The organism is Nocardioides sp. Iso805N (genome assembly GCF_000364605.1).
Classification (GTDB): Bacteria; Actinomycetota; Actinomycetes; order Propionibacteriales; family Nocardioidaceae; genus Nocardioides.
The window spans coordinates 297,718-323,158 of the sequence record NZ_KB822579.1 but is presented as its reverse complement, the minus strand read 5'-3'; the positions used below and the strand labels follow the sequence as shown (position 1 = coordinate 323,158).

23 protein-coding genes and 1 tRNA gene are annotated in these 25,441 nt (G+C 69.7%); 14 read left to right on the top strand and 10 right to left on the bottom strand.

What is annotated here, in order from left to right; translation table 11 throughout:
• The first annotated feature begins 105 nt into the window (after positions 1-105).
• From H036_RS0113520 to H036_RS0113495, 6 genes are all read left to right on the top strand, one after another.
• Positions 106-987: a slipin family protein gene (locus H036_RS0113520; RefSeq protein WP_017935329.1), complete on the top strand. Its 882-nt coding sequence runs from the start codon at positions 106-108 to the stop codon at positions 985-987.
• A 132-nt stretch (positions 988-1,119) separates the two neighbouring features.
• The gene (locus tag H036_RS24475) at positions 1,120-1,788 is read left to right on the top strand and encodes a PRC-barrel domain-containing protein (protein ID WP_017935328.1); all 669 of its coding nucleotides are present in this window, start codon (positions 1,120-1,122) and stop codon (positions 1,786-1,788) included.
• A gap of 139 nt (positions 1,789-1,927) precedes the next feature.
• A complete protein-coding gene (locus tag H036_RS0113510; RefSeq protein WP_036488309.1) occupies positions 1,928-3,004 on the top strand; it encodes a glycosyltransferase family 4 protein in 1,077 nt (358 codons plus the stop codon).
• Positions 3,005-3,017: 13 nt separating this feature from the next.
• Positions 3,018-5,153, top strand: a complete 2,136-nt coding sequence (locus H036_RS0113505) for an amylo-alpha-1,6-glucosidase (RefSeq protein WP_017935326.1) — start codon at positions 3,018-3,020, stop codon at positions 5,151-5,153.
• A gap of 127 nt (positions 5,154-5,280) precedes the next feature.
• A complete protein-coding gene (locus H036_RS0113500; protein ID WP_026146042.1) occupies positions 5,281-6,444 on the top strand; it encodes an NDMA-dependent alcohol dehydrogenase in 1,164 nt (387 codons plus the stop codon).
• Between the two features lie 28 nt (positions 6,445-6,472).
• Positions 6,473-7,903, top strand: a complete 1,431-nt coding sequence (locus H036_RS0113495) for an aldehyde dehydrogenase (protein ID WP_017935324.1) — start codon at positions 6,473-6,475, stop codon at positions 7,901-7,903.
• A 108-nt stretch (positions 7,904-8,011) separates the two neighbouring features.
• Here the strand turns inward: H036_RS0113495 and H036_RS22835 are convergent, their stop codons facing one another.
• The gene (locus tag H036_RS22835; protein ID WP_017935323.1) at positions 8,012-9,082 is read right to left on the bottom strand and encodes an FUSC family protein; all 1,071 of its coding nucleotides are present in this window, start codon (positions 9,080-9,082) and stop codon (positions 8,012-8,014) included.
• Between the two features lie 103 nt (positions 9,083-9,185).
• Between H036_RS22835 and H036_RS0113485 the strand changes: the two genes are divergently transcribed.
• Both H036_RS0113485 and H036_RS0113480 read left to right on the top strand, forming a co-directional pair.
• On the top strand, positions 9,186-9,716 hold the full coding sequence (locus tag H036_RS0113485; RefSeq protein WP_017935322.1) for a MarR family winged helix-turn-helix transcriptional regulator: 531 nt from the start codon (positions 9,186-9,188) through the stop codon (positions 9,714-9,716).
• Between the two features lie 88 nt (positions 9,717-9,804).
• Positions 9,805-10,101 (top strand): putative quinol monooxygenase, encoded by a 297-nt coding sequence (locus tag H036_RS0113480; protein WP_017935321.1) that lies wholly within the window; start codon positions 9,805-9,807, stop codon positions 10,099-10,101.
• A gap of 145 nt (positions 10,102-10,246) precedes the next feature.
• Here H036_RS0113480 and H036_RS0113475 read toward each other — a convergent pair whose 3' ends face one another.
• The gene (locus H036_RS0113475) at positions 10,247-10,612 is read right to left on the bottom strand and encodes a winged helix-turn-helix transcriptional regulator (RefSeq protein WP_017935320.1); all 366 of its coding nucleotides are present in this window, start codon (positions 10,610-10,612) and stop codon (positions 10,247-10,249) included.
• Between the two features lie 54 nt (positions 10,613-10,666).
• On the opposite strand from H036_RS0113475, the gene H036_RS22830 reads away from it, so the two are divergent.
• A complete protein-coding gene (locus H036_RS22830) occupies positions 10,667-11,977 on the top strand; it encodes an MFS transporter (protein ID WP_017935319.1) in 1,311 nt (436 codons plus the stop codon).
• Positions 11,978-12,873: 896 nt separating this feature from the next.
• Here the strand turns inward: H036_RS22830 and H036_RS0113465 are convergent.
• Positions 12,874-14,049, bottom strand: coding sequence for a serine hydrolase domain-containing protein (locus H036_RS0113465; RefSeq protein ID WP_017935318.1), 1,176 nt, complete (start codon positions 14,047-14,049; stop codon positions 12,874-12,876).
• Positions 14,046-14,720 (bottom strand): TetR/AcrR family transcriptional regulator, encoded by a 675-nt coding sequence (locus H036_RS0113460; protein ID WP_017935317.1) that lies wholly within the window; start codon positions 14,718-14,720, stop codon positions 14,046-14,048. Before H036_RS0113460 ends, H036_RS0113465 begins: the two co-directional genes overlap by 4 nt.
• 83 nt (positions 14,721-14,803) lie before the next feature.
• On the opposite strand from H036_RS0113460, the gene H036_RS0113455 reads away from it, so the two are divergent.
• Together H036_RS0113455 and H036_RS0113450 are read left to right on the top strand one after the other, a co-directional pair.
• A complete protein-coding gene (locus H036_RS0113455; protein ID WP_017935316.1) occupies positions 14,804-16,303 on the top strand; it encodes an APC family permease in 1,500 nt (499 codons plus the stop codon).
• Entirely contained in the window at positions 16,300-17,880 is a 1,581-nt protein-coding gene (locus H036_RS0113450) for an amidohydrolase (RefSeq protein WP_017935315.1), read from the top strand. Before H036_RS0113455 ends, H036_RS0113450 begins: the two co-directional genes overlap by 4 nt.
• 4 nt (positions 17,881-17,884) lie before the next feature.
• Here H036_RS0113450 and H036_RS0113445 read toward each other — a convergent pair whose 3' ends face one another.
• Positions 17,885-18,433 (bottom strand): MarR family winged helix-turn-helix transcriptional regulator, encoded by a 549-nt coding sequence (locus tag H036_RS0113445; RefSeq protein WP_198289975.1) that lies wholly within the window; start codon positions 18,431-18,433, stop codon positions 17,885-17,887.
• A gap of 79 nt (positions 18,434-18,512) precedes the next feature.
• On the opposite strand from H036_RS0113445, the gene H036_RS0113440 reads away from it, so the two are divergent.
• A complete protein-coding gene (locus tag H036_RS0113440; RefSeq protein WP_157417351.1) occupies positions 18,513-19,778 on the top strand; it encodes an MFS transporter in 1,266 nt (421 codons plus the stop codon).
• Positions 19,779-19,952: 174 nt separating this feature from the next.
• On the opposite strand, the gene H036_RS0113435 is transcribed toward H036_RS0113440, so the two are convergent.
• A tRNA-Leu gene (locus H036_RS0113435) sits at positions 19,953-20,037 on the bottom strand.
• A 75-nt stretch (positions 20,038-20,112) separates the two neighbouring features.
• Positions 20,113-20,778, bottom strand: coding sequence for a VC0807 family protein (locus H036_RS0113430; protein WP_017935312.1), 666 nt, complete (start codon positions 20,776-20,778; stop codon positions 20,113-20,115).
• 286 nt (positions 20,779-21,064) lie between these two features.
• On the opposite strand from H036_RS0113430, the gene H036_RS0113425 reads away from it, so the two are divergent.
• Entirely contained in the window at positions 21,065-21,640 is a 576-nt protein-coding gene (locus H036_RS0113425; protein WP_017935311.1) for a LysR family substrate-binding domain-containing protein, read from the top strand.
• A gap of 69 nt (positions 21,641-21,709) precedes the next feature.
• Positions 21,710-22,210: a hypothetical protein gene (locus H036_RS0113420; RefSeq protein WP_026146039.1), complete on the top strand. Its 501-nt coding sequence runs from the start codon at positions 21,710-21,712 to the stop codon at positions 22,208-22,210.
• On the opposite strand, the gene H036_RS0113415 is transcribed toward H036_RS0113420, so the two are convergent.
• The 3 genes from H036_RS0113415 to H036_RS0113405 all read right to left on the bottom strand — a co-directional run bounded on the left by H036_RS0113415 (position 22,191) and on the right by H036_RS0113405 (position 25,438).
• The gene (locus H036_RS0113415; protein ID WP_017935310.1) at positions 22,191-22,751 is read right to left on the bottom strand and encodes a nucleosidase; all 561 of its coding nucleotides are present in this window, start codon (positions 22,749-22,751) and stop codon (positions 22,191-22,193) included. The two genes, H036_RS0113420 and H036_RS0113415, sit on opposite strands and share 20 nt — an antisense overlap.
• Positions 22,752-22,832: 81 nt before the next feature.
• Positions 22,833-24,047: an acyl-CoA dehydrogenase family protein gene (locus H036_RS0113410; protein WP_017935309.1), complete on the bottom strand. Its 1,215-nt coding sequence runs from the start codon at positions 24,045-24,047 to the stop codon at positions 22,833-22,835.
• Positions 24,047-25,438, bottom strand: a complete 1,392-nt coding sequence (locus H036_RS0113405; RefSeq protein ID WP_017935308.1) for an acyl-CoA dehydrogenase family protein — start codon at positions 25,436-25,438, stop codon at positions 24,047-24,049. Before H036_RS0113405 ends, H036_RS0113410 begins: the two co-directional genes overlap by 1 nt.
• Positions 25,439-25,441: the final 3 nt, after the last annotated feature.

The following is a 25,441-nucleotide window of genomic DNA, read 5'->3' as shown; positions in this document are numbered from 1 at the left end:
TGAGATCCTCAGCCAGTCCGGTACCAGTTCAGCCGTCCGCCGCTGAACCCAGAGCATCAGCTCCGCGCCGGGCACTCCGGTGATCGCCTGTCTGTCAGGATCACCATGAACGCCCTCATCGTCATCATCGCCTTCGTCATCATCGCGCTCCTCCTGGTCGCGCTGGCCATGGCCGTCCGGATCGTGAAGCAGTACGAGGAGGGCGTGCTCTTCCGCTTCGGACGCGTCATCGGCGAGCGCGCGCCCGGGCTCCGTTTCATCATTCCGTTCGCCGATGTCCTGCATCGTGTCTCGCTGCGGATCGTGACCATGCCGATCCAGTCGCAGGGAATCATCACCAGGGACAACGTCAGCGTCGACGTGTCGGCGGTCGCCTACTTCAAGGTCGTGGATGCGGTGAGATCCGTGGTCGCCATCGAGAACGTCTACTCCGCCATCGACCAGATCGCCCAGACCACCCTGCGGAAGGTCGTCGGGCAGCACACCCTGGACCAGACGCTCTCCGAGACGGACAAGATCAACCTCGACATCCGCGCCATTCTCGATGTCGCCACCGTCGAGTGGGGCGTGCAGGTGACCTTGGTCGAGCTCAAGGACATCCAGCTGCCCGAGAGCATGAAGCGCGCGATGGCCCGGCAGGCCGAAGCGGAGCGCGAGAAGCGCGCCAAGATCATCAACGCCGAAGGCGAGTCCCTCGCCGCAGCCGCGTTGGGTGACGCCTCCGACATCATGATGGCCCACCCCGTCGCACTCCAGCTGCGCAACCTGCAGAGCCTGGTCGAGCTCGGTGTGGACAAGAACACCACCGTCGTGTTCCCCGCGCCGCTCATGAGCACGATCGCCGAGCTCGGCTCCTTCCTCGCCCACGAGAGCGATGCGGCCGCGGCCAGTGCTGCGCCTGCACCGGCCATCCACCCTGTCTCGGTCGGCAACGGCGCCGAGCTCAGGAAGGGTCCACGCCCTCAGAGCGCCATCCCCCGCGCATGAGCCGAGCTTCCGTCCCGAACCACGAGTGAAGAGGAACCCTCCGCCATGGCATCCGAGCCGACTACACCCACACCGACCACGCGGTTCACCATCGGAGCCGAAGCTCATGGCAGCGACGGAGCATGCGGAAGGGTGACCCGCGTCGTCATCGACCCGATCCTCCGTACCGTCACGCACCTGGTGGTCGAACCGAAGCATCGATCCGGCCTAGGTCGACTCGTGCCGCTCGACCTGCTCGACACGTCCAGCAGCGAGATTCGACTGCGCTGCACCGTGGCCCAGTTCGACGAGCTGGACGCCGCCGAGGAGACGCACTTCCTGCCCGGTGGCAATGCCTACGCCGACTACGCCGAGGGACAGGCGCTGTACTGGCCGTACTACGGCTCCGGCGGCGGTGGGAGCACTCCGGGCACCGGAATCGGCGGATCGAGCCTGGACACGTCGAGCATGGACACGACGCTCAGCACCAGCCCCCGCAACCAGCCCATCACCGACGACGTCCTGCCCGCGGGAGAAATCGCCATCCGTCGTGGTGAGCGGGTGCATGCGACCGACGGCGAGATCGGACGCGTCGAAGGAGCGGTCATCGCCCAGCCGGGGCACCGCATCACCCACGTGCTGCTGCAAGAGGGACACCTCTTCGGTCGGAAGGACGTGGCCATTCCGATCGAGGCCGTCACCGGGCTCGCTGAGGGCATCCAGCTCAACCTCACCAAGAAGCAGATCGAGCGTCTGCCGCCTGTCGCGACACAACGACCTGGGGAGGCAGAGCGACCTGAAGCGGGTGCCGGGTCACCTTGACTCCGTTCGCAGAAGTGCCTGGACCTGACACGCGTTGCCCCCGCCACCGAGCATCACCAAGCAGAAGGCCACTCCTGATGAAGACTTCCCCGCACGCCGTGCCACACACGCTCGACCTGAACCGGGCACGGTGCTCCGGATGAGAATCGGCCTGATCGCTCCTCCGTGGGCCCCGGTGCCGCCGGTCGGTTACGGAGGGACCGAGGTCGTCGTGGACAACCTCGCCCGCGGGCTCCAAGAGCTGGGCCACGACGTCCGGCTCTTCACGGTCGGCGACTCTGCTTGCCCGGTGCCGTCGTCACACCTCTACGAGACCGCCCCGCGCCCCATCGGTACGACGGTCGAGGAGGCCGCGCACGTCTTGGCGGCGTACGAGGCGATGGCCGATGTCGACGTGATCCACGACCACACCGTGGTCGGCCCCCTGCTGGCAGCACGGCCGCGGCGTGGGATCCCGCCCGTGCTGAGCACCCACCACGGCGCCTTCACCGACGAGAACCGCCGAATCTTCCGAGAGATCGCGCGGCGTGCGGCCGTCATCGCCATCTCGCACGACCAGGCGTCCAGGGCGCCCGAGATTCCGATCGCCGCGGTCATCCACCACGGCATCGACCTGGCGACCTACCTGCCAGGTCCGGGGGCCGGCGGCTACCTCCTGTTCCTGGGCCGGATGTCGCACGAGAAGGGCGTGGCCACGGCTCTCCGTGCGGCACACCGCGGAGGTCATCGTCTGGTGGTGGCGACGAAGATGCGAGAAGCATCGGAGATCGACTACTTCAAGACGGTCGTCGAACCGTTGCTCACCGCTGACGACGTACTGCTCGTCGAGCCCTCGATCGAGGTCCGACTGGATCTTCTGCAGCGCGCCGAGGCGCTGCTCAACCCCATCGCCTGGCCCGAGCCCTTCGGGCTGGCGATGGCCGAGGCGCTGGCCAGCGGTACGCCGGTCGTCGGCTTCGGGACCGGCGCCGCGCCGGAGATCATCGATCACGGCGTCACGGGATTCCTGTGTCGCGACGAGGGTGAGCTCAGCGATGCCATCGGGCGCATCCCTGTCCTCGATCGGGGAGCTTGCCGTGCCGCTGCGGAGCAGCGCTTCTCACTGCCCCGGATGGTTCGCGACCACGTGGAGCTCTACGAGCGCGTCCTGACGAACCCGTCCTCGATCCACGAGCTGCACCTCGAGGCCGATCTCCCGGTCGAGGTGGTCGCATGACCGAGCGATCCCGGTGACGACACCCTGGACGTCCGACTCCGCGCCGGCCAGCGACTCAGGCGTGGCGAACACGGTGACCCTGATCGAGGGCACCACGTTCTGCATCAGCGAGCGCGGAGGGGACATCCAGGCCTCAGGCAGCCAGGGCCTCTTCGCCAGGGACACACGCGTCCTGTCACGGTGGACGCTGACCTTCGATGGGATCGCGCCCACCCTGCTCGACGTGCAACAGGTCGAGCCCTACCACGCGACGTACCTCGGCCGGATCCCGCCGGTCGCCGGTCTCGGTGACAGCACGGTGCTGGTGATCCGAAACCGTCACATCGGTGACGGCATGAGGGAGCGGATCACGCTGCGCAACCTGGCCGCCACCGAGGCCGCGGGCGTGCTCAGGCTGTGCGTAGACGCAGACTTCGCCGACCTGTTCGAGGTCAAGGACGGCCGCACCCAGCCGCTCGACCACATCACGCGGGCCGTGGATGCCGATGGCATCGGCATCTCGCGGACCCGGGGCAGCCACCATCCCGGTGTGCACGTACGAGCCGATGGCGAGCCTGATCTCGCACCTCAGGCGTTGAGCTGGGACCTGATCGTCCCGGCTCGAAGCGAACGCACGGTCACCGTGCACGTGGCACCCGTCCTCGACGGCGTTCGGCTCACCGGCCACCACGAGCCCAGCGACACCGTCGGATACGTGAAGCCGGCCCGCCTGTTCTACGAATGGCGCCACGGCATCCCCGACCTGACCACCGGAGATCCCGGGCTGGCCGCGGTCCTGGAACGCAGCATCGAGGATCTCGGCGCGCTTCGGATCTTCGACGACCAGCACCCCGATCGGGCCGTCGTCGCGGCCGGCGCACCGTGGTTCATGGCACTCTTCGGGCGCGATTCAATCCTGACCTCGTGGATGCTGCTGCCGCTGGACAGCAGCATGACCGTCGGCACCCTCCAGACCCTCGCAGATCACCAGGGCGCCCTGACCGACGCCGTGACCGAGGAGCAGCCCGGGCGGATCCTCCACGAGATTCGGTTCGGTCTCACCGCCGTCGATCTCACGCTGGGTGGAGCCCGTGTCTACTACGGCACTGCGGACGCGACCTCGCTGTTCGTCATGCTGCTCGGGGAGCTGGCCCGCTGGGGCGGTGACCCCACGACCATCAAGGAGCTCCTCCCGCACGCGGACCGGGCCTTGGACTGGATCGAGAACACCGGCGACCGCGACGGCGACGGCTTCGTCGAGTACCAGCGCGGTACCGACCAGGGCCTCTTCAACCAGGGCTGGAAGGACTCGTGGGACGGCATCAGCTTCGCCGACGGTCGCCTGCCTGCCGGCCCGATCGCCCTGGCCGAGGTGCAGGCCTACACCTACGCCGCATTCCTGGCCCGCGCCGACCTGGCCCACGCTGCGGGCGACGATGTCGGTCATCGCACCTGGAGCACCAAGGCGGCCGATCTCAAACAGCGCTTCAACGAGGCCTTCTGGATCCCCGATCGTGGGTGGTACGCCGTCGGACTGGACGGTGACAAGCAACAGATCGACAGCCTGACGTCCAACATCGGGCACTGCCTGTGGACCGGGATCGTCGACGATGACAAGGCCGCATCCGTCGCCGCTCACCTGCTGTCCCCTGAGATGTTCACCGGCTGGGGCATCCGCACGCTGGCGACGAGCATGGGCCGCTTCAACCCGATGGGGTACCACAACGGCTCGGTGTGGCCGCACGACAACGCCCTGTGCGCAGCGGGCCTGATGCGCTACGGCTTCGTGAACGAGGCCCAACGCGTCATCACCGGCCTCCTGGATGCCGCCGGCCACTTCGCCCACCGGCTGCCCGAGCTGTTCAGCGGCTTCGACCGGGACGAGTTCCGTTCCCCGGTCCCCTACCCGACCTCATGCTCGCCCCAGGCCTGGGCTGCGGCCGCTCCGCTCTCCTTTCTCCGCACCCTGCTGCGTCTGGATCCCGACTTCCCACAGCAGCGGATGATGTGCGCTCCCTCCGTCCCCGGGCGATACCTACCGCTGGGAGTTCACGGCCTCCGGGTCGACGGGCTCAGCCTCACGATCGATGTCACGGCCGACGGCTGGCACCTGCACGGCCTTGGCGAGGCCGATCTCAGCGTGATGCCGCCGGGAGACCATCGCCGATAGGTCCCCAGGCAGCTGCGGTTGCCGCGGTCACTCCGCTCGAAACCGACCCGCGCCAAGATGCCTTGACCCGCGTCCATAATCTGGTTATATCATTCATCTGATTTGCCAACGATTAAAGGGAGTGGACGTGCAGACACGTGCCGCCGTGAGCCGGGGTCCCGGCACAGGCTGGGAAGTCACCACGGTCGAGCTGGCCGCTCCGCGGGCCGGCGAGGCCGTCGTCAAGATGGTCACCGCCGGGGTCTGCCACTCCGACGATCACTACGACACCGGTGACTCCGTCCTCCCAGAAAAAGTCGTCCAGCAGCTCAAGGCTGCCGGACAGGCGGTGCCGGAGATGTTTCCCCTCATCGGCGGACATGAAGGCGCGGGCGTCGTTGTCGAGGTCGGTCCCGGGGTGAGCGATCTCGCCGTCGGCGACCACGTCGCCGTCTCCTTCATCCCCGCGTGCGGTCGGTGCCGCTGGTGTGCGACCGGACAGAGCTATATCTGTGACCGCGGCGCCGAGCTGTTCAGCATCGGCATGGTGACCGACGGTCAACCGCGCCGCTTCCTCGACGGCGAGCCCGTGCGCGCGATGATGCAGGTCGGAACCTTCAGCGAGCACATCGTGGCGGCCACCGACTCGCTCATCCGGATCGAACCCGAGCTGCCCTTCAGCGCGGGATCTCTCGTCTCGTGCGGCGTCACGACGGGCTGGGGCGCGGCGGTCAACCGAGCAGGAACCCGCCCGGGCGAGACCGTCGTGGTCATCGGCGTCGGCGGCGTCGGCATCAACGCGGTCCAGGGCGCCAAGATGGCAGGGGCACGCCACGTCGTCGCGGTCGACCCCCTCGAGTTCAAGCGTGAGAGCGCCCTGCGCTTCGGCGCGACCCATGCCGTCGCCTCGTCTGCCGAGGCGATCCGGCTGGTGCAGGGGCTGACCCGTGGTGCCATGGCCGAGCGGGTCATCGTGACGCCGGGCGTGCTGCACGCCGAGATCATGACCGGCGCGCTCGCTCTCACCGGTAAGGGTGGGACATGTGTGCCCGTCGCGATCACGCCGCTGACCGAGACCTCGGTCCCGTTCTCCCTGGCCGAGCTGGTCGGCTACTGCAAGGAGATCAAAGGCTGCCTCTACGGCAATCTCAATCCCCGGGAAGCGATGCCGCGGCTGCTTCAGCTGTACGCCGACGGCGAGCTCATGCTCGATGAGCTCGTGACGACGACGTACCGTCTCGAGGACATCGGCCAGGCCTTCGCCGATCTCCGAGCCGGTACGAACATCCGTGGCGTCATCGCCTTCGACTGAAGGCATCGAACCGAACAGGAGCGACCTCATGGACCGCAACGCATTCTTCATCGACGGCGACTGGACCGCACCGGCAGGCACGGACTCGTTCTCCTCGGTGTCCTCGGTGACTGAGGAGGTGCTCGGGACGTCTCCCGTCGGGACGCGCGCCGACATCGATCGAGCCGTCATCGCGGCCCGCAGGGCACTCCCCGCCTGGCGCGCGCTGCCGGGCCACGAGCGTGCCGCCCATCTCGAGGCGTTGGCCGACAGCCTCGAGAAGCGCACCGCTGAGATCGCCCAGCTCGTCGCGCACGAGGTCGGCACGCCCATCCGGTTCGCAGGTGCTGCCAACAGCGCCGGTCCCGCGGCGCACCTGCGCTACTACGCCGGTCTGGCCCGGAGCCTCGAACCGGACGAGGTGCGTCAAGGACAGCGCGGCTCCACCGTGCTGCATCGCGAGTCGGTGGGCGTCGTCGGCGCGATCATCCCGTGGAACTATCCGATCGGCCTGATCCACTTCAAGCTGGCTCCCGCCCTGGCGGCCGGTTGCACCGTCGTCGTCAAGCCCTCTCCTGAGACGGCGCTGAGCTCCTACCTCTTCGCCGACGCGGTCGCGGAGGCCGGGCTGCCGCCGGGTGTGGTGAACATCGTCGCCGCTGACCGCGACGTGAGCGAGTATCTGGTCACCCACCCCGATGTCGACAAGATCTCCTTCACCGGCTCGACTGCCGCCGGTCGGCGCATCGGGTCGTTGTGCGGTGAGCTGCTGCGTCCGGTCACTCTTGAACTCGGCGGCAAGTCAGCCGCGGTCCTGCTCGACGATGCGCCCGTGGAGGACTTCCTGCGCAGCATCCCGTTCGTCGCCTTGGCCAACAACGGCCAGACGTGCGTGAACAACACCCGCATCCTCGTGCCTCGCCATCGCTACGACGCGGTCCTCGACGCCGTCACCGCCACGGTCGCAGCCATGTCGGTCGGCGACCCGACCGACCCTGCGACCAACATCGGCCCGGTCGTGTCCGCCGTTGCACGCGACCGGATCGAGGGCTACATCGCCTCCGGACGCCAGCAAGGTGCCCGCACGACGACAGGCGGAGGTCGCCCCGAGTCGCACCCCCGCGGCTGGTACGTCGAGCCCACCGTCTTCGGCGACGTCGAGCCGGACATGCGCATCGCCCGCGAGGAGATCTTCGGGCCCGTGCTGTCGGTGCTGCCCTACGACGGCGGCGACGACGCCGCGGCAGCGGCCGCCAACGACTCCGATTACGGGCTGGCCGGCACGGTATGGACCGCTGATCCCGACCGCGGCCTACGCCTGGCCCGGCGCATCGAGTCCGGCACGTTCGGCGTGAACTCGTACTCGATGGACATGACGGCACCATTCGGGGGCCACAAGGCCAGTGGCCTCGGCGTGGAGCTCGGACCGGAGGGCCTGGACGCCTACCTCACCACGACCTCCATCTACATGCCGGCCTGACCTCCAGCTCCAGTCGACGCCGGCGAGAGGAGATCCGTTACGCCGTCGGACCGCGCGGCTGGTAGCAGCCCGTGGTCCCCGGGGCAGGTCCGCCGCCACGTGCACGCCCTACACGTGATCGAGCACGTGATCGCGCGGTGGTGTCCGGCTGGTAGGCGTGCGCCTTTCGTGGGTGATGACAGTCGCGGCCAGGGCGATGGTGAGGCCGATGACGGTCTCGAGGGCGCGCTGGGCCAGGAGGGTGCCGATCGAGGCGGGCAGCATGAGGTCGCCGAGCAGAAGGGCCATCGGGGTGAAGAAGACCAGGCCGAGGCTGTAGTTGCGCCCGGTCGTCAGCTCGGTGCACGCCTGGAGCGCGGCGATCACGATGATCGCGGCGTAGCTGCTGGGGTGGGCGGCCAGGACGACGGCTGCGACGCCGAGACCGGCGGCGGTGCCGATCACGCGTTGCGCAGCGCGGGTGAGGCGGGCGTGCAGGTCCGGTGCCGACATGGGGACGGATGCCGTGACGAAGGTCCAGTAGGGGTGGCCGATGCCGCTGGTGGCGACGGCGAGACCGGCGGCGGCGATGCCGAGCAGATAGCGGGCGGCGTGGCGGCCCACCGGTTCGGAGGGTCGTAGGTCGCGCCACGACAGCCGAGACCGCACCGGCTCGCCGCCGCCGGGGGCGGTGCGGCCCGGGAGCGCGAGCAGCAGCGCGAAGACCGCCGCGCCGGCCGCAGCGAGGGCGGCTGCGGGCACCGTGCCCAGCGCGATCGGGACCGTTGCCGAGGCGGTGAGGGCGAAGACCGGGTTGAGGGCTCCGGCCGGATGCCATCGGCCCAGCTCAGCCAGCACCACCGCGACGCCGGCCCAGAGGGCCGCGACCGGGACGAGCAACCACAGCCGGAACGGGACGGTCGCCACGAGGGCGCCGACGACGACGCCGGCCACCAGCAGCGCGGCCGCCTGCCCCTGCATCGTCAGGCGCACCCGAGCCGGCTCGTGCCGGCCGTACAGGGCGGTGAAGGCACCGATCGCCGCATACAGCAGCAGGTCGCCGCGACCGGACGCCCAGCAAACCACCAGCGGAACGAGGATCGCCACGCTTGCACGCAGGGCGGTCCAGTGGGCGCCGGCGTGCGGGCCCAGGTCGAAGACTGCCGCCCACCAGGACCGCGGCGGGGTGGCCTGAATCATTGACGCTCCGAGATGCTACAGGAATGAAGTAGCTCAAGGTTACTACAGGAATGAACTACTCTTGTCGTTGACGACGCGACGTCCACGGGACCGGAGGAGCCGGATGGATCAGGAAGCAGACGACCGGCCCGACGATGACGCCGTGGACCAGATGCAGCGTGAGTGGGCGCAGCTGCGCCCGGACCTGAGCTTCACCAGCCTCGGGGTGATCCACCGCGTGCTGCGCGCTTCGCGGCTCATCCTCGAAGCCAGCGACGCCTTTCTCGCCGACTACGGGCTCACCCGCGGCGAGCTTGACGTGCTGTCCGCGCTGCGCCGCACCGACGAGCCTCTGAGCCCGACGTCGTTGGCCCAGACACTGCTGGCCCCGCGCTCCGCGATCACCATGCGACTCAACGCCCTCCAGGCGCGGGGACTGCTGAGCCGGTCGGCCAATCCGGCCGACGGCCGCTCGTCCCTGCTCGCCCTCACCGACGCAGGTGCCACCCTCGTGGACGAGGTGATTCCTGCCCAGCTCACCCTCGAAGATGCCCTCCTCGCCGACGCGCCGGCGTGGGCCATGGAGGGCTTGGCCGACCGCCTGCGGGCACTGACCTCCGGGTGGGAGCAAGCGCGCGGCACGCGCTCGCGGTGAGCATCAGCGACGCTCGGGACAGCGACCTCCCGGGGCGCCACCACCGCGGTCGTAACGTCGAAGACATCCCGACGAAAGGACCCATCTGATGGCCATCGACCGAGGACTGCTCGCCATCTTGAAGGCCAAGCCCGGCAAGGGCGACGATCTCGGTGCGTTTCTCAAACAGGGCCGCGAGCTGGCGGCCCAAGAGGAGGGCACCGTGACCTGGTACGCGTTCCGACTCGACGAGGTGACCTACGGGATCTTCGACACCTTCGAGAGCGAGGAGGCGCGCCAGGCACACGTGAGCGGCCAGATCCCGGCCGCGCTCCAGGAGGTGAGCTCGGACCTGCTGGCGGAGGCCGCCGACATCCGACCGATCGACGTGCTTGCGGTCAAGTAGCCACCGTCTCGCGCGCGGTCAGCGTCAGTGCGCGATCCGGGCCATCGCCGTCTGAGCTACAACGTCGAGGGATCCGTCGGACACCACGTCACCGGACTTGATCCCCTCGACTAGCTGCTCGCTGCCTACGTCAGCCCCTGTCTCCTCACGAGCCTGTCGTTGATCTTGCAGCACGGGCCGACTCGATGTCCGGGACATGGGTCTCGGCCCACTCACGCACCGCACGCAGTGGGCCGAGGAGAGAGTGACCGAGCGGTGTCAGCGCATACTCCACGTGCGGCGGGTTGCCGCCGTAGTCCGTGCGCAAGATCAGTCCGTCGTACTCCATCGCACGGAGTGTCTCGGTCAAGGCCTTCGACGTGATGCCACGGATGTGCGCCTTGAGCTCGGTGAACCGCATCGGCCCAGCAGCCAGGGCGTTGACGACGAACACGGTCCATCGGGCGCCTATCCGGTGCAGCACGGTGCGGCTGGGACAGGTCGCGGCCATGACGTTGTAGGCCTTGCTCATCGGATCCCCCAGTAGCGTTGTAGATACCGGTATCCAATCTATACCGTCTCGGACGTGACAACCACCATCCCCAGCGGTCCGGCCAGCGGTCCGGCCAGCGCTTCGACCAGCGCTTCGACCAGCGCTTCGACCAGCGCCGGGCTCGGAGCGAGCTACTGGCGGCTCCTCAGTGCCGCCTCGTTGTCGAGTCTGGCCGACGGCGCGCTCAAGGTCACCCTGCCGCTGCTTGCCCGCACCTACACCGATGCCCCGCTCGCGATCGCCGGCGTCGGCACCGCGGCGATGCTCCCCTGGCTCCTGTCGCTTCCGGTAGGCGCGATCGTGGACCGCTCGGACCGCAGGATCATCTTGCTTTGCGCGAATCTGGTCCGCGCGATGATCCTCGCGCTGTCGGCATTCCTCGCTGTCGTCGGGATCAGCTCGATCGCTGCGATCTACCTCGTGGCATTCAGTGCGGGGGTGGCGGAGACGTTCTACGCGACGGCGGCCTCGGCCATCGTGCCTCAGCTCGTCGACCGCACCCAGCTTGACCGTGCCAACGCTCTCCAACAGATCGCCGACCAAGCCACGAACCAGTTCGCAGGCCCGGCACTCGGCGGCGTACTCGCTGGGGTCGGCGTCGGCCTGGCACTCGGCGGGCCGGCCATGGTGTGGGCTGTTGCCGCGGGGATGCTGATCGCGCTCACCGGCACCTTCAGGGCACGTCGCGACGAACCGACGGAGGTCACTTCGCTACGGTCCGACATCGCCATCGGCGTGCGGTTCCTGGCCCGAAGTACGGCGCTGCGTTCTGTGTGCGCCTGCGTAGCCGTGACCAACTTCGCGGGTGCCGCTGCCGCCGGAGTCTTCGTGCTCTATGCCGTCGGTCCCGGCTCACCGCTCGGGCTGAGCCCGCGCGGGTTCGGGCTGTTGCTGGCCGCCTCGGCCGTCGGGAGCGTGCTCGGGTCGCTGTTGATCCGAGCAGCGACCAGGGCGCTGGACCTGCGGGCCCTCCTCGCGATCAACACGGTGACCCAGGCTGGACAGATCATCGCGCCCGTATTGACCCACAACGTCGTGGCGATTGGTGCGGCGTACGCGCTCGGTGGACTGGGTGTCGCTCTGTGGAACGTCGGCACAGTGACGATGCGGCAGCGCATCGTCCCGCTGCACCTCCTCGGTCGCGTGATCAGCACGCACCGGCTCATCGCCTGGGGCAGCCTCGCCATCGGGGCCCTCACCGGTGGGGTCGTTGCCCATACCGCGGGGTTGGTCGTTCTCTTCTGGGGGGCCGCCGCGATGACGCTGGCGGGTGCGCTCGCCCTCCTCCCACTGACAGCTGCAAGGGTCGGCCAGGAGGCACGAAACGCTGCGTCAACCTTGTAGGTGGTCGCCCGGTCAAGAGAGTCTGCTCCACGCACCGCTGTCATCGCCGGCACGGCCACGGCCACGGCCAACTCCGTCGGCCGACGACAGACAGCCCACGGCCAACTCCGTCGGCCGACGACAGACAGCCCACGCCCAACAACGAGCCGAGGCAGCCGCCTACGAGCCACGCCACCGTCCGCGGCCTAAAAGGCCGCCGCACCGTCGGTCGGGTGCGGCTTCCACCGACCAACTCGGTGACCAGCTCCGGAAGATCGCCACCCTGCATGAGCAGGGCCTGCTCACCGACGGCGAGTTTGCCGACGCCAAGCGTCGTCTGCTCGGCTAACGCCCGCTCGGCCGCATGGTTGCCAGCGACCTCCGCTGTCAGCGGACATCGCCGGCATCGCCCACCCTGCCCATGGTCGTCTCGATCATCACGCCGATCCCGGAGGCACGAGTGGGGACAGACGATGCACCAGCGCGGCTGTCGGCGAATCCCATCCGGCGTACGGACATGGACATAGAACGTGGTGCCGTCGCGGTCGACAGTCGTCACCTCGGCTCCAGGGACGTCGGCCAGTCAGCTGCGGGCGGCCTGGTCCACCCGTGCGGTCCACGCCGAGGTCAGCGCGGTGAAGGCCGTGTTAGCGGCAGCGGTATCGCCATCGCCACCAGCAGGACGCCTTGGTCAGGCCCTCTTTGCGCACCCGGGGGGCAGCGGATCTGCAGCGCACTGGATGACCGGTACGGTTTCGTGGAGGTCAGAAAAAGCCAGTGCTGCGGCTCGTTGTCACGAAGGCTCAGGTCGCTGAAGCGCCCGCCGTAGACGGCAAGTGGCTCACCAGCAGCGGCGCACGTCTGCGTGACCTTTCCGAAGACCGGGCCCCCGGTCAGTGGCAGGCGTACGGCACCGGTCAGGCGCGCCGGAGCCGGTCGCCGACCGCCGCGAAGAGCTGCAGGGCGGCGGCCATCCGCGATCCCTCCCACGGCATGGGCCAGCTCGAGAGCTTCACGATGACCGCCGAGGCCGCCCTGTCGACGTAGACGAACTGGCCGTGGATGCCTACGCACATGACCGTCTCGCGCCCCGCTGGCACCCAGCACTGGCTGCGGTAGGAGCCACCCGGGAGCATGCTCGCCTCCGGTGCCGCGGCGAACGCGGCGGTGATGTCGTCCTCGCCGGCGACGATGTCGTCGATCCAGGTGCTGCTCAGCACCCGCTCCCCCGTGGCCGAGACACCGCTGTGCAGCAGCATCAGGCCGAAGCGCGCCAGGTCGCGCGCGGTGGCGCAGATGCCGCCGTCGAAGACCCCGGTGCCCTCGCCGTCGACGCAGATCGCGGCATCGGCCTCCGCGCCCAAGCGGGACCACAGCAGCTCGGAGGCGAGCTCGGCGAAGGGCCGGCCGGTCGCCGCCTCGCAGATCCAACCGAGGACGTCGGTCTCACAGCTGCGATAGTGGAAGGGGCCACCATGCGGACGATCCGCCACCGTTCGACGGAGGAAGTCCTTGAGCGTGGCCGGGCCGCCATGGGAGCGGGGTGCCCAGCCCACCGACTCGTCCAGCAGGCAGACCTCGGCCTCGGGATCGAGGTAGTCCTCGTTGAAGCGGACGCCGCTGCGCATGTCCAGGACGTCGCGCAGCCGGGCGCCGTCGTACCCGCTGCCGGCCAGCTCGGGGACGACATCGGCGACCGGTCGCGAGGGATCGAGCACCCCACGGTCGACCAGCGCTCCCACGACCGCGCCGACGATCGACTTGCTCACCGACATCAGCAGGTGACGGGTCGCGGCGGTCATGGGAGCGGCGTACTCCTCGACGAGCAGCCGGCCGCGGTGCAGCACGAGCCAGCTGTCGGTCTCCGTCGCATCCAGCACCTCCCGGACCGTGCCGAGCTCGGCCGAGACCCGCAGGTCGCCCAGATCGCCCAGATCGAACGCGTCCAGCGCGGTCGGTAGGTCGGCGACAGGTCCTGCACCGCGCGAGATCAGCGCCGTCGGCTGGAACTCCTCAATCCGCTGGAAGGCATGGCGGACCATGTCTGGCTCGCGCCAGTTGGTCATGGTGATGGTCGGACGGTCGTTGATCACGATGCCGCTCCTGGCAGGACGGGGGCGGCGGTCACGGTCACGCCGAACTCCGCCGCGACCGAGCCGAGCAGCCGGCCCAGGCCCTCCTCGAAGGCCTCGTCGGCACGCTTGCGATTGACCGGCTGAGCCGCGAGCGCCGCGCTGAGCGAGGGCACCTCGACGCCTTCGGGGACCTCCCACATGACGTCGGGGGCGGCCAGGTCCAGTGCGGAGCCGATCACGAAGTTGTCGAGCGCGGTGAGGATGCGCATGGCCTTCTCGGACGGGATGCCGGCCTCCGCGAGGCGGGCGACCATGCGGTCGTAGGCGCGGATCACCGCCTCGGAGCGGACCGTGGCGGTGGTCAGGAGCGGAACGACCCTCGGGTGGGCGGCGAAGACCTGGCGGTAGGAGCGGAAGAAGCCGGCCAGCGCGACATCCCACGGCTCGTCGTCGAGCGCGGTGGGGTCCATCGCGTCGCTCACCTGCTCCCGCAGCAGCTCGATGACGCCGGCCCGACCGTCGACGTGGTGGTAGAGCGACGCCGTCTGCACGCCGAGCCGGCGCGCCAGCTCCGGGAGGGTGAAGTCGCCGGCGTCGTCGACCAGCTCGAGGGCCGCCGTCCCGATGCGGGCGCGGTCGAGGACCGCCTTGCGGGGGCGGCCAGCACTGCGCCTGGTGATCTGAGCCACGAAGACCTCTTCCCATCGAGCCGAGTGAGACGTACGCTACACCACTATCTAAATCTAATCGTTTTCGATTTTAGGACTGCCTCATGTCGCTCTCCTCCTCGGAACCCGCCGTCGTCGCCGCTCCCGGGCTCAAGCACAACGCCCTGGGCGCCCGCGATCTCGTCTTCATCGTCGTCTCGGCCGCAGCACCGCTCATGGTGATGGTCGGCGTTGCTCCGCTCGCCATCATGATCGGCGGCATCGGGGCACCCGCGGCCTACGTCTTCGCGGGCATCGCGCTGGCCATCTTCGCGGTCGGCTTCACCACGATGTCGCGCCACATCGACAACGTCGGCGCGTTCTACTCCTACATCGCCGTGGGCCTGGGCCGCACCGCCGGCGTGATCGCCGCCCTGGTCGCGCTGGTGTGCTACAACGCCCTCCAGATCGGCGTCTACGGCCTGCTCGGGGTGACGGCCGAGAGCACCTTCTCCGATCTCTTCGGCATCGACCTGCCCTGGTGGGCCTACGCCTTGGCCGGCGTCGCGATCGTCTGGTTCGTCGGCTTCCGCAGCGTCGACTTCGGGGCCAAGTTCCTCGCCGTCCTGCTCACCGCCGAGACCGGCCTCCTACTGATCCTCGCGGTCGCCATCCTGGTCCAAGGGGGTGCCGGCATCAGCCTCACCTCGTTTGCTCCGCACCACCTGCTCATCCGTCCGATGACGGTCATCCTGCCGACCGCGTTCGCAGCGTTCATGGGCTTCGAGGCGACCGTGATCTACCGCTCCGAGACGCGCGAGCCGCGCACGACGATCCCGCGGGCGACGTACGCCGCCGTGGCGATCCTCGCGCTCACCTACACCTTCATCGTGTGGGCGATCATCCAGGCCTTCGGCTCCGCTCACGCCGTCGGCGCGGCGAGCGCCGACCCCGTCGGCATGTTCTTCACCGCCTCCGACCGCTACGTCGGCACCTGGTTCAGCACCGTCATGCACCTGCTGATGGTCACCAGCGTCATCGCCAGCCTGGTGGCCTTCCACAACGCTGTCACCCGCTACACCCTGGCCATCGCGAACGAGGGGCTGCTCCCCGCCGGCCTGGCGCGCATCCACCCCCGCACCCGCACCCCGTACGTCGCCGGCCTCGCACAGACCGCGCTGGCGCTGGCGACCGTGGCCGGCTTCGCGATCGGACACGCCGACCCCTACACCCAGCTCCTGATCTGGGTGAACACACCGGGCATCTTCGGCATCCTGCTCCTGCAGGTCGCCGCAGCGGCCTCGGTGGTCGTGTTCTTCCGCCGCAACCGCACGCACGAGGGAGCCTGGCGCACGGTCGTCGCCCCGGCGCTCTCCGCAGCGCTGATGGTGTTCGCGATGGTGCTCGCCGCCAAGAACATCTCGTTCCTGACCGGCACCACCGGCCTGGTCAACGACGTCGTGCTCTGGACGATCCCGGCGACCTGTCTCGTCGGCGCCATCTGGGCCTTCTGGCTGCGACGCAACCGCCCCGAGGTGTTCAACGGCCTCGCCTCCGCGTGCGGGGCCACCTCCGAGCCCGGGAACGATCCGGGGGCCCGGACCGAGGCGGTGCCCGCCACATGAGGACCGCAGATCTCCTTCTCGTCGGCACGAACATCCGTACGCTCGACGAGAGCCGTCCTCGCGCCGGCGCGCTCGCGATCGGTGGCGACCGGATCATCGGCCTCGATGACGACGCGCTCGCCCTCCGCGGCCCCGCGACCGAGGTGATCGACCTGCACGGAGCAGTCACCACGCCCGGCCTCGTCGACGGCCACATGCACCCACTCCTCGGCGCAGCGACCTTCCGCGGTGCCGACCTCGGTGGCTGCCGCACCCTCGATGACCTGCGCCGAGCCCTGCGAACCGCGACGGCGGAGGTGGATGGCTGGATCATCGGCTGGGGCCTGGACCACAACGTCTTCGGCGGCCTCGAGCCCACGAACACGGTTCTCGAGGAGATCCTTCCGGGACGGCCCGTCTTCCTGCGCCTCTACGACGCCCACTCGGCCCTCGTCAGTCCCGAGGCCCTTCGCCGGGCCGGTGTCGAGGGGCGCCGCGAGTTCGAGCAGCGCGCAGAGGTCGTCTGCGACGGCGACGGGCGACCGACGGGCTACCTGCTCGAGTTCGCGGCCATGGAGCTCGTCCATGCGATCCTTCCCACGCTCCCTGTGTCCGTCCTGCACGACCGCCTGCGCACGGTCCTCGACGACATGGCCGCGACCGGTGTCACCGGCGGTCACGTGATGGACGCGGAGGACGATGCCCTCGCGGTCTATACCGCCTTCGAGGAGGCCGGCGACCTCCCGCTTCGCCTGCGGATCGCGCCGTGGTGCATGCCGGGCATGGACACCGAGCCGTTGCTTCAGCTCCAGCGTCGCCGCGGACGGCGGTGGGCCGTCGAGGCCGTCAAGTTCTTCATGGACGGCACCGTCGAAGGCGGAACAGCGTGGCTGGAGCATCCCGACTGCCACGGTCAGAGCCACGACGCGTCATGGCGGGACACGGCCGCCTATACCAAGGCGGTGGAGACCTTCGCTGCTGCCGGCGTGCAGACCGTCACGCACGCGATCGGCGACGCCGCCGTACGCCACGTCATCGAGAGCCTCGAGAACGTCGACACGCACGGAGTGAGGCACCGCATCGAGCACCTCGAGACACTGCCACGCCAGCTGGTCCATCGGCTCGTCGGCGCAGGCCTCGTGGCCTCGATGCAACCGGTCCACGCCACCTTCACCAAGCCCGACCACAGTGACGAGTGGTCCAAGCGACTCGGCAGCGAACGCGCCGAGCGGGCGTGGGTCTGCCGGGAGATCCGCGACGCCGGCGGCACGCTGGTGCTGGGGACGGACTGGCCGGTCGCCACCTACGACGCTCGCCAGGTGCTGGCCCAGGCACGGTTGCGCCGGGCCCCGGACTCCGCGCTGCCACCGGTCGGACCCGAGCAGGCTCTCACCGGCCTGATGGCGCTGGAAGGGATGACCACGCATGCCGCTGCGGCCGACGGCACCGCCCAGGAGTCGGGCCGCATCGCCGTCGGCTGCCGCGCCGACGTCACGGTGTTCGCCGTCGACCCGGTGCGAGCGCCCGCGGACGAGGTGGCGACGGCGCCGATCAGGCTGACCGTCAGCGGCGGCCTCGTCACCCACCGCGACACGTGAGGATTCAGGGCACCTGGGCCATCACTCGCTCCAGCATCGCCGCCAACTGGGTGCGCTCCTGCGCCGTCAGGACGCTCAGCGCGCGCGCCTCGATGGCGTCGGCCTCGATGACCCCGTCTCGGAACAGCTCCCAGCCCGTCCGGGTGAGCGCGACCTGCACCCGCGTGCGGTTGCCGGCGTCCTCGCTGCGCACCAGGAGGCCGCGCTCGCTCATCCGGCCGAGACGATGGGTCATCGTCGAGGGGCTGACCGCACCGATCTCGGCGAGCCGTCCCGGCGTCAGTGACGCGTCCGGCCCTTCCTGGGCGAGCGCGGCCAGGACCGTCCACTCGCCGTGAGTGAGTCCCTGCTCGGCGAACTGGCGACGGTAGTGGACGTCGAAGCCGCGCGTGATCCGGCTGATCGCTGTCACGACCCGCTGCACGGTCTCCTCGCCGCCGGCGGAGATGTAGAGCGCCACCGCGCGCTCGTATTCGCGCAGCGAGGCCGCTGACTGCTGGCTTCCACCAGGGTCTGCGGTCGGCGCCGTACCGCGGGCATTGGACGAGGTCACGGCCGCAAGCCTACCCTTTGTTCGAAATCGAATTTCGAAATCGAACAAAGGGTAGGTCGCGGCGATGCTGGTGGGTCGGATGCGTCTCGCAGCTCTGCTCCTCGCCACGTTCGTCGGCATGGTGGGGTACGGCGCCGTCGTCCCGTACCTGTTCGCCGACATCGCGCACACCCGGCACTTCGGCTCGGGCGTGGCAGCGGTGGTGTACGTCCTGTTCTCCCTGGGTGCTCTGATCGCCGCCCCGATGGGCGCCCGCCTGGCGGATCGCTACCACCCCGGAACCGTCTCGGCGGCGGCACGGATCGCGGCCGCGGCCGCGATCGCCGGCCTTGGCCTCGCCGGCCACGCCGGCTGGATCTGGGCCGCGGCGCTGCTGTGCGGTGGTGCCGACGCGATCGCCCAGCCGACCAGCGCGGTGGTGCTGCTCGGCTGGACATCGAAGCGTCGCCACGAGGTGTTCGCCTGGCGCTTCACCGCGGTCAACCTCGGCATCGCCGCCGGCGGGTTCCTCGGCGGACAGCTCGCCGACCTGTCCTCCAGCCGCGGGATGCTGCCGCTCTTCGCGCTGGCCGTGTCGGCGGAGGCAGCAGCCGCGGCGATCACCTGGGTCGCGACCCGTGACCGGCACGCATCCGCGACCGGCCTCACGAGCCGTCCCAAGCCCTCCTCGGTGCGGATGCGCGATCTGTTGCGGGAGCGTCCCGTCGCGCTGCTGCTCGCCGTCACCGCGCTACTCACGCTCGGCTGCTACGCACAGTACGAGTCGGGGCTTCCGACCTACGCCCTCACCGCACTGGACGTGTCCACCCGGGACCTTGGCACCAGCCTGGCCATCAACGCCACCGCCGTGGCCCTCCTCACCACACCCATCACGCTTCTGGTTCGGCGCATCAACCCCGCGGCACTTCTCGCGGCGTGCGCCACGACCTGGGTCGCCGTCTGGCTGATCCTCGGCTTGCCGCTGGCGGGGATCGGAGGAGCCAGCACCTGCCTCCTGGTCGGGCTGGTGGTGATGGCACTGGGCGAGACGGTGATGGCCCCGGTGCTGACGCCGCTCGCGGCCTCGCTGGCACCCGAGGGCGGCACCGCGATGACGGTGGCATCGGTGACCACCGCCCAGACGGTCGGCACCCTGGCGGGCCCGGCCGTCTCCGGCGCGCTGCTCGCTCTGCATGTGCCGGCTGCCTTCATCGCCTTCCAGGTGATCTGCTGCCTCGCCGCGTTGGCGCTCACGCCCGTTCTCGCACGGCACCTTCCCGCCCGTACCGCGCAGCCGGCCGCCCCGGGAAAGGCGAACCGCAGCACCGCAGCAGGGCCGTGTGCTGCTGTGAGCCGACCGCTGTAGCCGTCGGCGCCCGGCTCTGCGCCTGCGGTCGCAGCGAGAGCCGAAGGGTGGGCGCCTTCAGCCGAACGGGGCCTCCCGTGCTCGACGAGGACGCCGCGGCCCGGTGCACATCTGGCCAGGAACGAGAAGAGGCCCTGACCGGGTTTCCCCTGGTCAGGGCCTCTTCACAACGCGTGCGCGAGGGGGGACTTGAACCCCCACCCTCTATACGAGGACTAGCACCTCAAGCTAGCGCGTCTGCCTATTCCGCCACCCGCGCGTTGCGAGAAGAACGTTAGCAGTGGGGCGCCCGGTAAACGAATCCAGGGCGACATCCGGATGCCGGAGTGTCGGCTCAGGCCGCCAGCGGCGTACCGAAGCGGAATTGGACGCCCGGGATGGCGTGGACACGCCGCCAGCCCCAGTAGACGCAGGCGCCGATCGAGACCGCTGTCAGGCCGCTGGAGAGTGCCCCGCGAGCCAGTACGCCGGCGCCGGCGCCCCAGTGCAGCGAGTTGAAGCCGATCGCGGCGTCGAGGGCCCGGGACAGGCCCCAGATCAGCGCCACCTCGACGAAGACCCGCCGCATCCGGTGGTCGGCGAGGAGTCGCTCCGGGAGTCGGACGAAGTCCTGCGCCAGCCGCTGGGTGACCGGCCTGCCGATCAGCGCGGACCCGACGAACACCAGGCTCATCAGGATCGAGGCGGCCACGGGCTGAAGCAGGTAGAGCCAGACGCTGGAGCAGGCCAGGGCGATCGTCGTACGCACGACCAGGATGCCGACGACCAGCAACATTGTGGACGGCACGCGGCCGCCGACCACGAGCCGGACCAGCATCGTCAGCCCGCACCAGGCCAGCACCCCGACCAGCCCCGCGGGGGTGCCGACGGTGCGCATGCAGCCGTAGAGGATGGCCGTCGGGACCAGGACACTCTCGGCGAGCATCAGCAGGGCGCGGGCGACCACGCCACCAAGATGTCCGATCTCGATCGTGTGCTCGTGCGGCTGGGAAGTGGCCATGACGTGCTCCGGGGGTCGGGGACCGTTTGAACGACTATGCCCCACGAACCCCAAGAAGAGCCTGATCGTCAGGTGATTCTCCCCCAACGATCGTCGAGATGGCCCGAACGGGCCACGCGGTCTCGTCGATCCGTCCGTTGCGGAGACCTCAGCAGGCCGCCGGGTCGGGTCGTGCAGTCGCGCCGGTCGAGCGGAGCTGCCCGACTAACGTCACTACCTGCCCGGGGCTACGGCTGGTCCGGCCGGTCTAGTCGGCACACGTCCCGGGAGCCGGGATACTGGTGCGGTGACCTTCACCATCGCCTTCGTCACCGGTGCGACGCCGGACAAGTGGGCCCGCGTGTGGCGGGACCGGTCCCAGGAGCGCATCGAGCTCGTCCCGGTGGCCGAGACCGAGCAGCTCGACACCATCCGGTCGGGTGAGGCGTCGATGGCGCTGGTGCGCCTGCCGATCGATCGCGATGGGCTGCACTGCATCCCGCTCTACGAGGAGCAGCAGGTCGTGGTGGTCGGCAAGGAGCACTACCTCTCCCTCGCCGAGGAGGTGACGCTGGCCGAGCTCGCCGAGGAGCAGCTCGTGATGCCGCACCGCTCGGGCTGGACCCCGACCGCCGCCCAGCTGAACTGGCCGCCCATGTCCGAGAAGGAAGCGATCGAGGTCGCTGCCTCCGGCGGCGGGGTCGTGATCGTGCCCGCTTCGGTGGCCCGGCTGCTCCATCGCAAGGACACGGTGGCGCGACCGGTCGCAGACCTGGAGCCGACCAAGGTCGGGCTCGCCTGGCGAGTCGACGACGAGGACCCGCGGGTGCAGACGTTCATCGGGATCGTGCGGGGTCGCAGCGAGCGCAGCTCGCGTTCGTAGCCCGCCGCCGGGGCGTGGCAGCCACGCACCTGGGTACGGGACGGAGGTCACCGAACGAAGGGAGCTTCCATGCCTGTCATCGCCGAGGCCACCGCCCACGCGCGAGTGCTCGCCCGACGCGGCGCGAACGCCGCTGCCGTCGTCATCGGAGCGAGCTTCCACCCGTTCCGAACCGTGCGCGAGGGTGCGACAGTGGTCCGCGGCCTGGTGAACCCGCCCGCAGACCCGATTCCGGGCGCGCCGACCGATGCCGCCGAGCCCGCGGCATCCGCCGATCCGGCCCCGAGCGCACCGCCCGCCGCCCGACCGTCCTCAGCGGGCGCCACGCCCAAGACCCCGCCAGGGCCGGACACGGTGGCGAAGCCCGTGCCACCGCCGGCCGAGGAGCCGACCACCGAGCGCACCGACGAGCGGCCGGTGGAGGCGCGGGGCCCCGCGCCGCACATCCCGCCGCGCATCGCCGGCGAGGTCGAGCGTGACTACGGCGAGGACCTGCCCGGCATCACGGACGGCATCACGGACGGGCTCGGAGACGAGTCCGCCGACGAGGTCACGGGCGAGGAAGGCTGATCGTCAGCCACTCCCCCAGCGCACGCGCGCTGAGGTCGACGAGGGTGAGCCAGTCCATGGCGCCCTCGTCGGCCTTGTCGGAGATGTGCTTGACCAGCCGCACCGGCACGCCCGCCTGACGGCAGGCCCACGCGACGGCATAGCCCTCCATGTCGACCAGGTCGGCCCGCGCGGCCAGCGCGACCCGCACCGCCGGGTCGCTGACGAAGACGTCGCCGGTCGCCAGCCGCAGGCCGTCGACAGCTCCGACCACGAGCCACTCCTTCGGGTCGTAGCCGAACCCGCGCAGCACGTCGGCGGACAGGTCGTGGTTGAGCACCGAGCCGATCTCGTGCAGGCCCTCCAGGTGATCGTGCAACGCGCCCGCCGAGCCGATGTTGACCACCAGCTCGTACGGCGTACCTGCCGCCTCGGCACGTGCCAGCGCAGACGCGACAGCCGAGGCGGCTGCCACCTTCCCGACTCCGGTGACGACGACCGGGAGGTGGGATGGGACGTAGGCCGCCTCGGCCTGGGTCGCGGAGACCACGAGCGTCTTCATGGCGCACACGGTACGGATGCCACGCTCAGCAGACACCTCGACGGGCTCGGCGTACGTGAGCCGCGCGGCGGCGGGAGGCGCTCACTTCAGCTCGGCGCTGCTCAGGCCGAGCACGCGCCGCGCCACGATCAGCTGCTGGATCTGCTGGGTGCCCTCGAAGATGTCGAGGATCTTGGAGTCGCGCGACCACTTCTCCAGCAGCTCGGTCTCGACGTATCCCACCGACGAGCACAGCTCGACGCACGAGAGCGTGATGTCCGAGCCGACCCTGCCGGCCTTCGCCTTGGCCATCGAAGCCTCCAGCGAGTTGGGCTTGCGGTTGTCGGCCATCCACGCCGCCTGCAGGGTGAGCAGGTAGGCGCCCTCCCAGTCGGCCTCCATCTGCAGGAACTTCGCCGCCGCCGCGCTCTGAAGCTGCGCCGGCCGGTCGTAGTCGACCTCGACGCCGGCCTTGGCCAGCAGCTCCCGGGTGAGGTCCAACGAGGCTCGGGCACAGCCGACCGCCATCGCCGCGACCAGCGGACGAGTGTTGTCGAAGGTCGCCATCGCGCCGGCGAAGCCCTCGTTGGTGTTCACCTCAGGGTTGCCCAGCAGGTTCTCGGCCGGCACCCGACAATCGGTGAAGGTGATGGTGGCGGTGTCCGAGGCCTTGATGCCGAGCTTGTGCTCGAGCCGCTCGACCTTCATGCCCGGCGTGCCCTTCGGGACCACGAACGACTTGATCGCGGCCCGCCCCAGCGACTTGTCCAACGTCGCCCACACCACCACGGCGTCCGAGCGCTCACCGGAGGTGACGAAGATCTTCTCGCCGTTGAGGACGTAGTGGTCGCCGTCCTTGACCGCTGTCGTCCCGACCTGGGCGGAGTCCGAGCCGAAGGACGGCTCCGTGATCGCCATCGACGCCCACACGCCCTTGAACCGCTCGGCCTGCTCCTCGTTGGCCACCGAGGCGATGGCGGAGTTGCCCAGGCCCTGTCGCGGCATCGAGAGCAGCAGCCCGACATCACCCCAGCACATCTCCGCGATGGTCATCACCGACGCCAGGTTCGAGCCGTTCTTGACGTTGCCGTCGTCGGCCGACTCCTCGCGACGTACGCCGGCGGCACCCGCGCCCTCGCCGGCACCGGACTCAGCCAGGCCGTCGGCCATCGCCGCCAGCATGTCGAGCTCCTTGGGATAGGCGTGCTCGGCCTTGTCGTACTTGCGGCTGATCGGCCGCAGCATGTTCATCGCGACCTGGTGCACCTGGTCACGCAGCGGTCGGAACTTCTTCGGGTCCTCGAGGTTGATCGCCATCAGACGAGCACCGTCCCTTCCATGATCCCGATGGCGCGCAGGTCGCGGTACCACCGCTCGACGGGGTGTTCCTTGGTGAAGCCGTGGCCACCCAGCAGCTGCACACCGTCCAGGCCGATCTGCATCGCCTTGTCGGCGCAGAGCTTGCGGGCCAGCCCGATCTCACGAGAGGCGTCGATGCCCTGCGCGACCCGCGACGCGGCCTTGTAGGTCACCAGCCGCATCGCCTGCAGCTCGATCGCCATGTTGGCGACCGCGAACGCGACCGCCTGGCGGTGCGCGATCGGCTCGCCGAACGCCTGTCGCTCCTTGACGTACGGCGTGACGTAGTCGAGCACCGCCTGCGCGGTGCCCAGGGCCAGCGCGCACCAGCCGAGCCTGGCAAGTCGGACGCACTCGGTGTAGGTGGTGCCATCGGTGGCGCCGAGCACCGCATCCGCCGAGACCCTCACGTCGGCGAGCACGAGGCGAGTCATCCCGGCCGCGCGCACGCCCATGCCCGGGTCACCCTCGAGCGAGAGACCCGCCGCGGAGGACTCGACCAGGAAGAGCGTCGGGCTGCCATCCAGGGACGCGCCGACCACGAACAGCTCGGCCTCGCTGCCGCGAGCGACCAGCGACTTGACGCCGTTGAGCACGAAGCCGTCACCGGCGCGGGTGGCGGTCGTCGCCGGGGCGAGTACGTCGAAGAGCACTGTCGGCTCGTTCAGCGCCAGGCTGGCCGCCGGGACGCTGCGCTCACCACCGGGCCCGGTGGCCGTGCCGTCGACGAAGGGCGGCAGGTAGGTCTGCTGCTGCTCGTCGGTGCCCCACAGGCCGAGCGCGGTCGCGACGGCACCAGGAGCGAGCACCGAGACCGCCAGGCCCAGGTCGCCCTTCGCCAGCGCCTCGGCGACCAGCGTGCCGGCCGTAGCGGACCGGGTCTCTGAGATCCCGCCGAGCGCCTCCGGCACACCGAGGATGGGCAGACCGATCTCGAGGCTGGCCTTGAGCACCTCCTCGGGAGCCGTGCAGGCCTCGTCCGCGTCGTGGGCGGCCGGACGCAGCACCTCGGCGGCGTACTCACTCACGACGTCCACGAGCATCTGCTCGTCCTCGCTCGGCGTCAGGTCGAAGATGCCCTTCGGCGTGGCGCTCGGCACCCGCACGCCCGCCTTGCTGCGGTTGCCGGCCCGCTTGAAGCTCCGCCCCGCGTTGGTGGCCATCTTGAAGCCGCTGCGGGTAACGGTGAAGACGCCTTTCTCGGTCTGGCGACGAACACCCCACTTGTCGAGGAGGTCGCTCTGCGCCAGCCGGTTCAGGCCGGCGACGGCGAAGCCGATCGGGTCACGGTTCTCGGTGGACGGCACACCGTGACGACCGCCGCCCTTGAGGATCTGGAGGAGGGACATGGT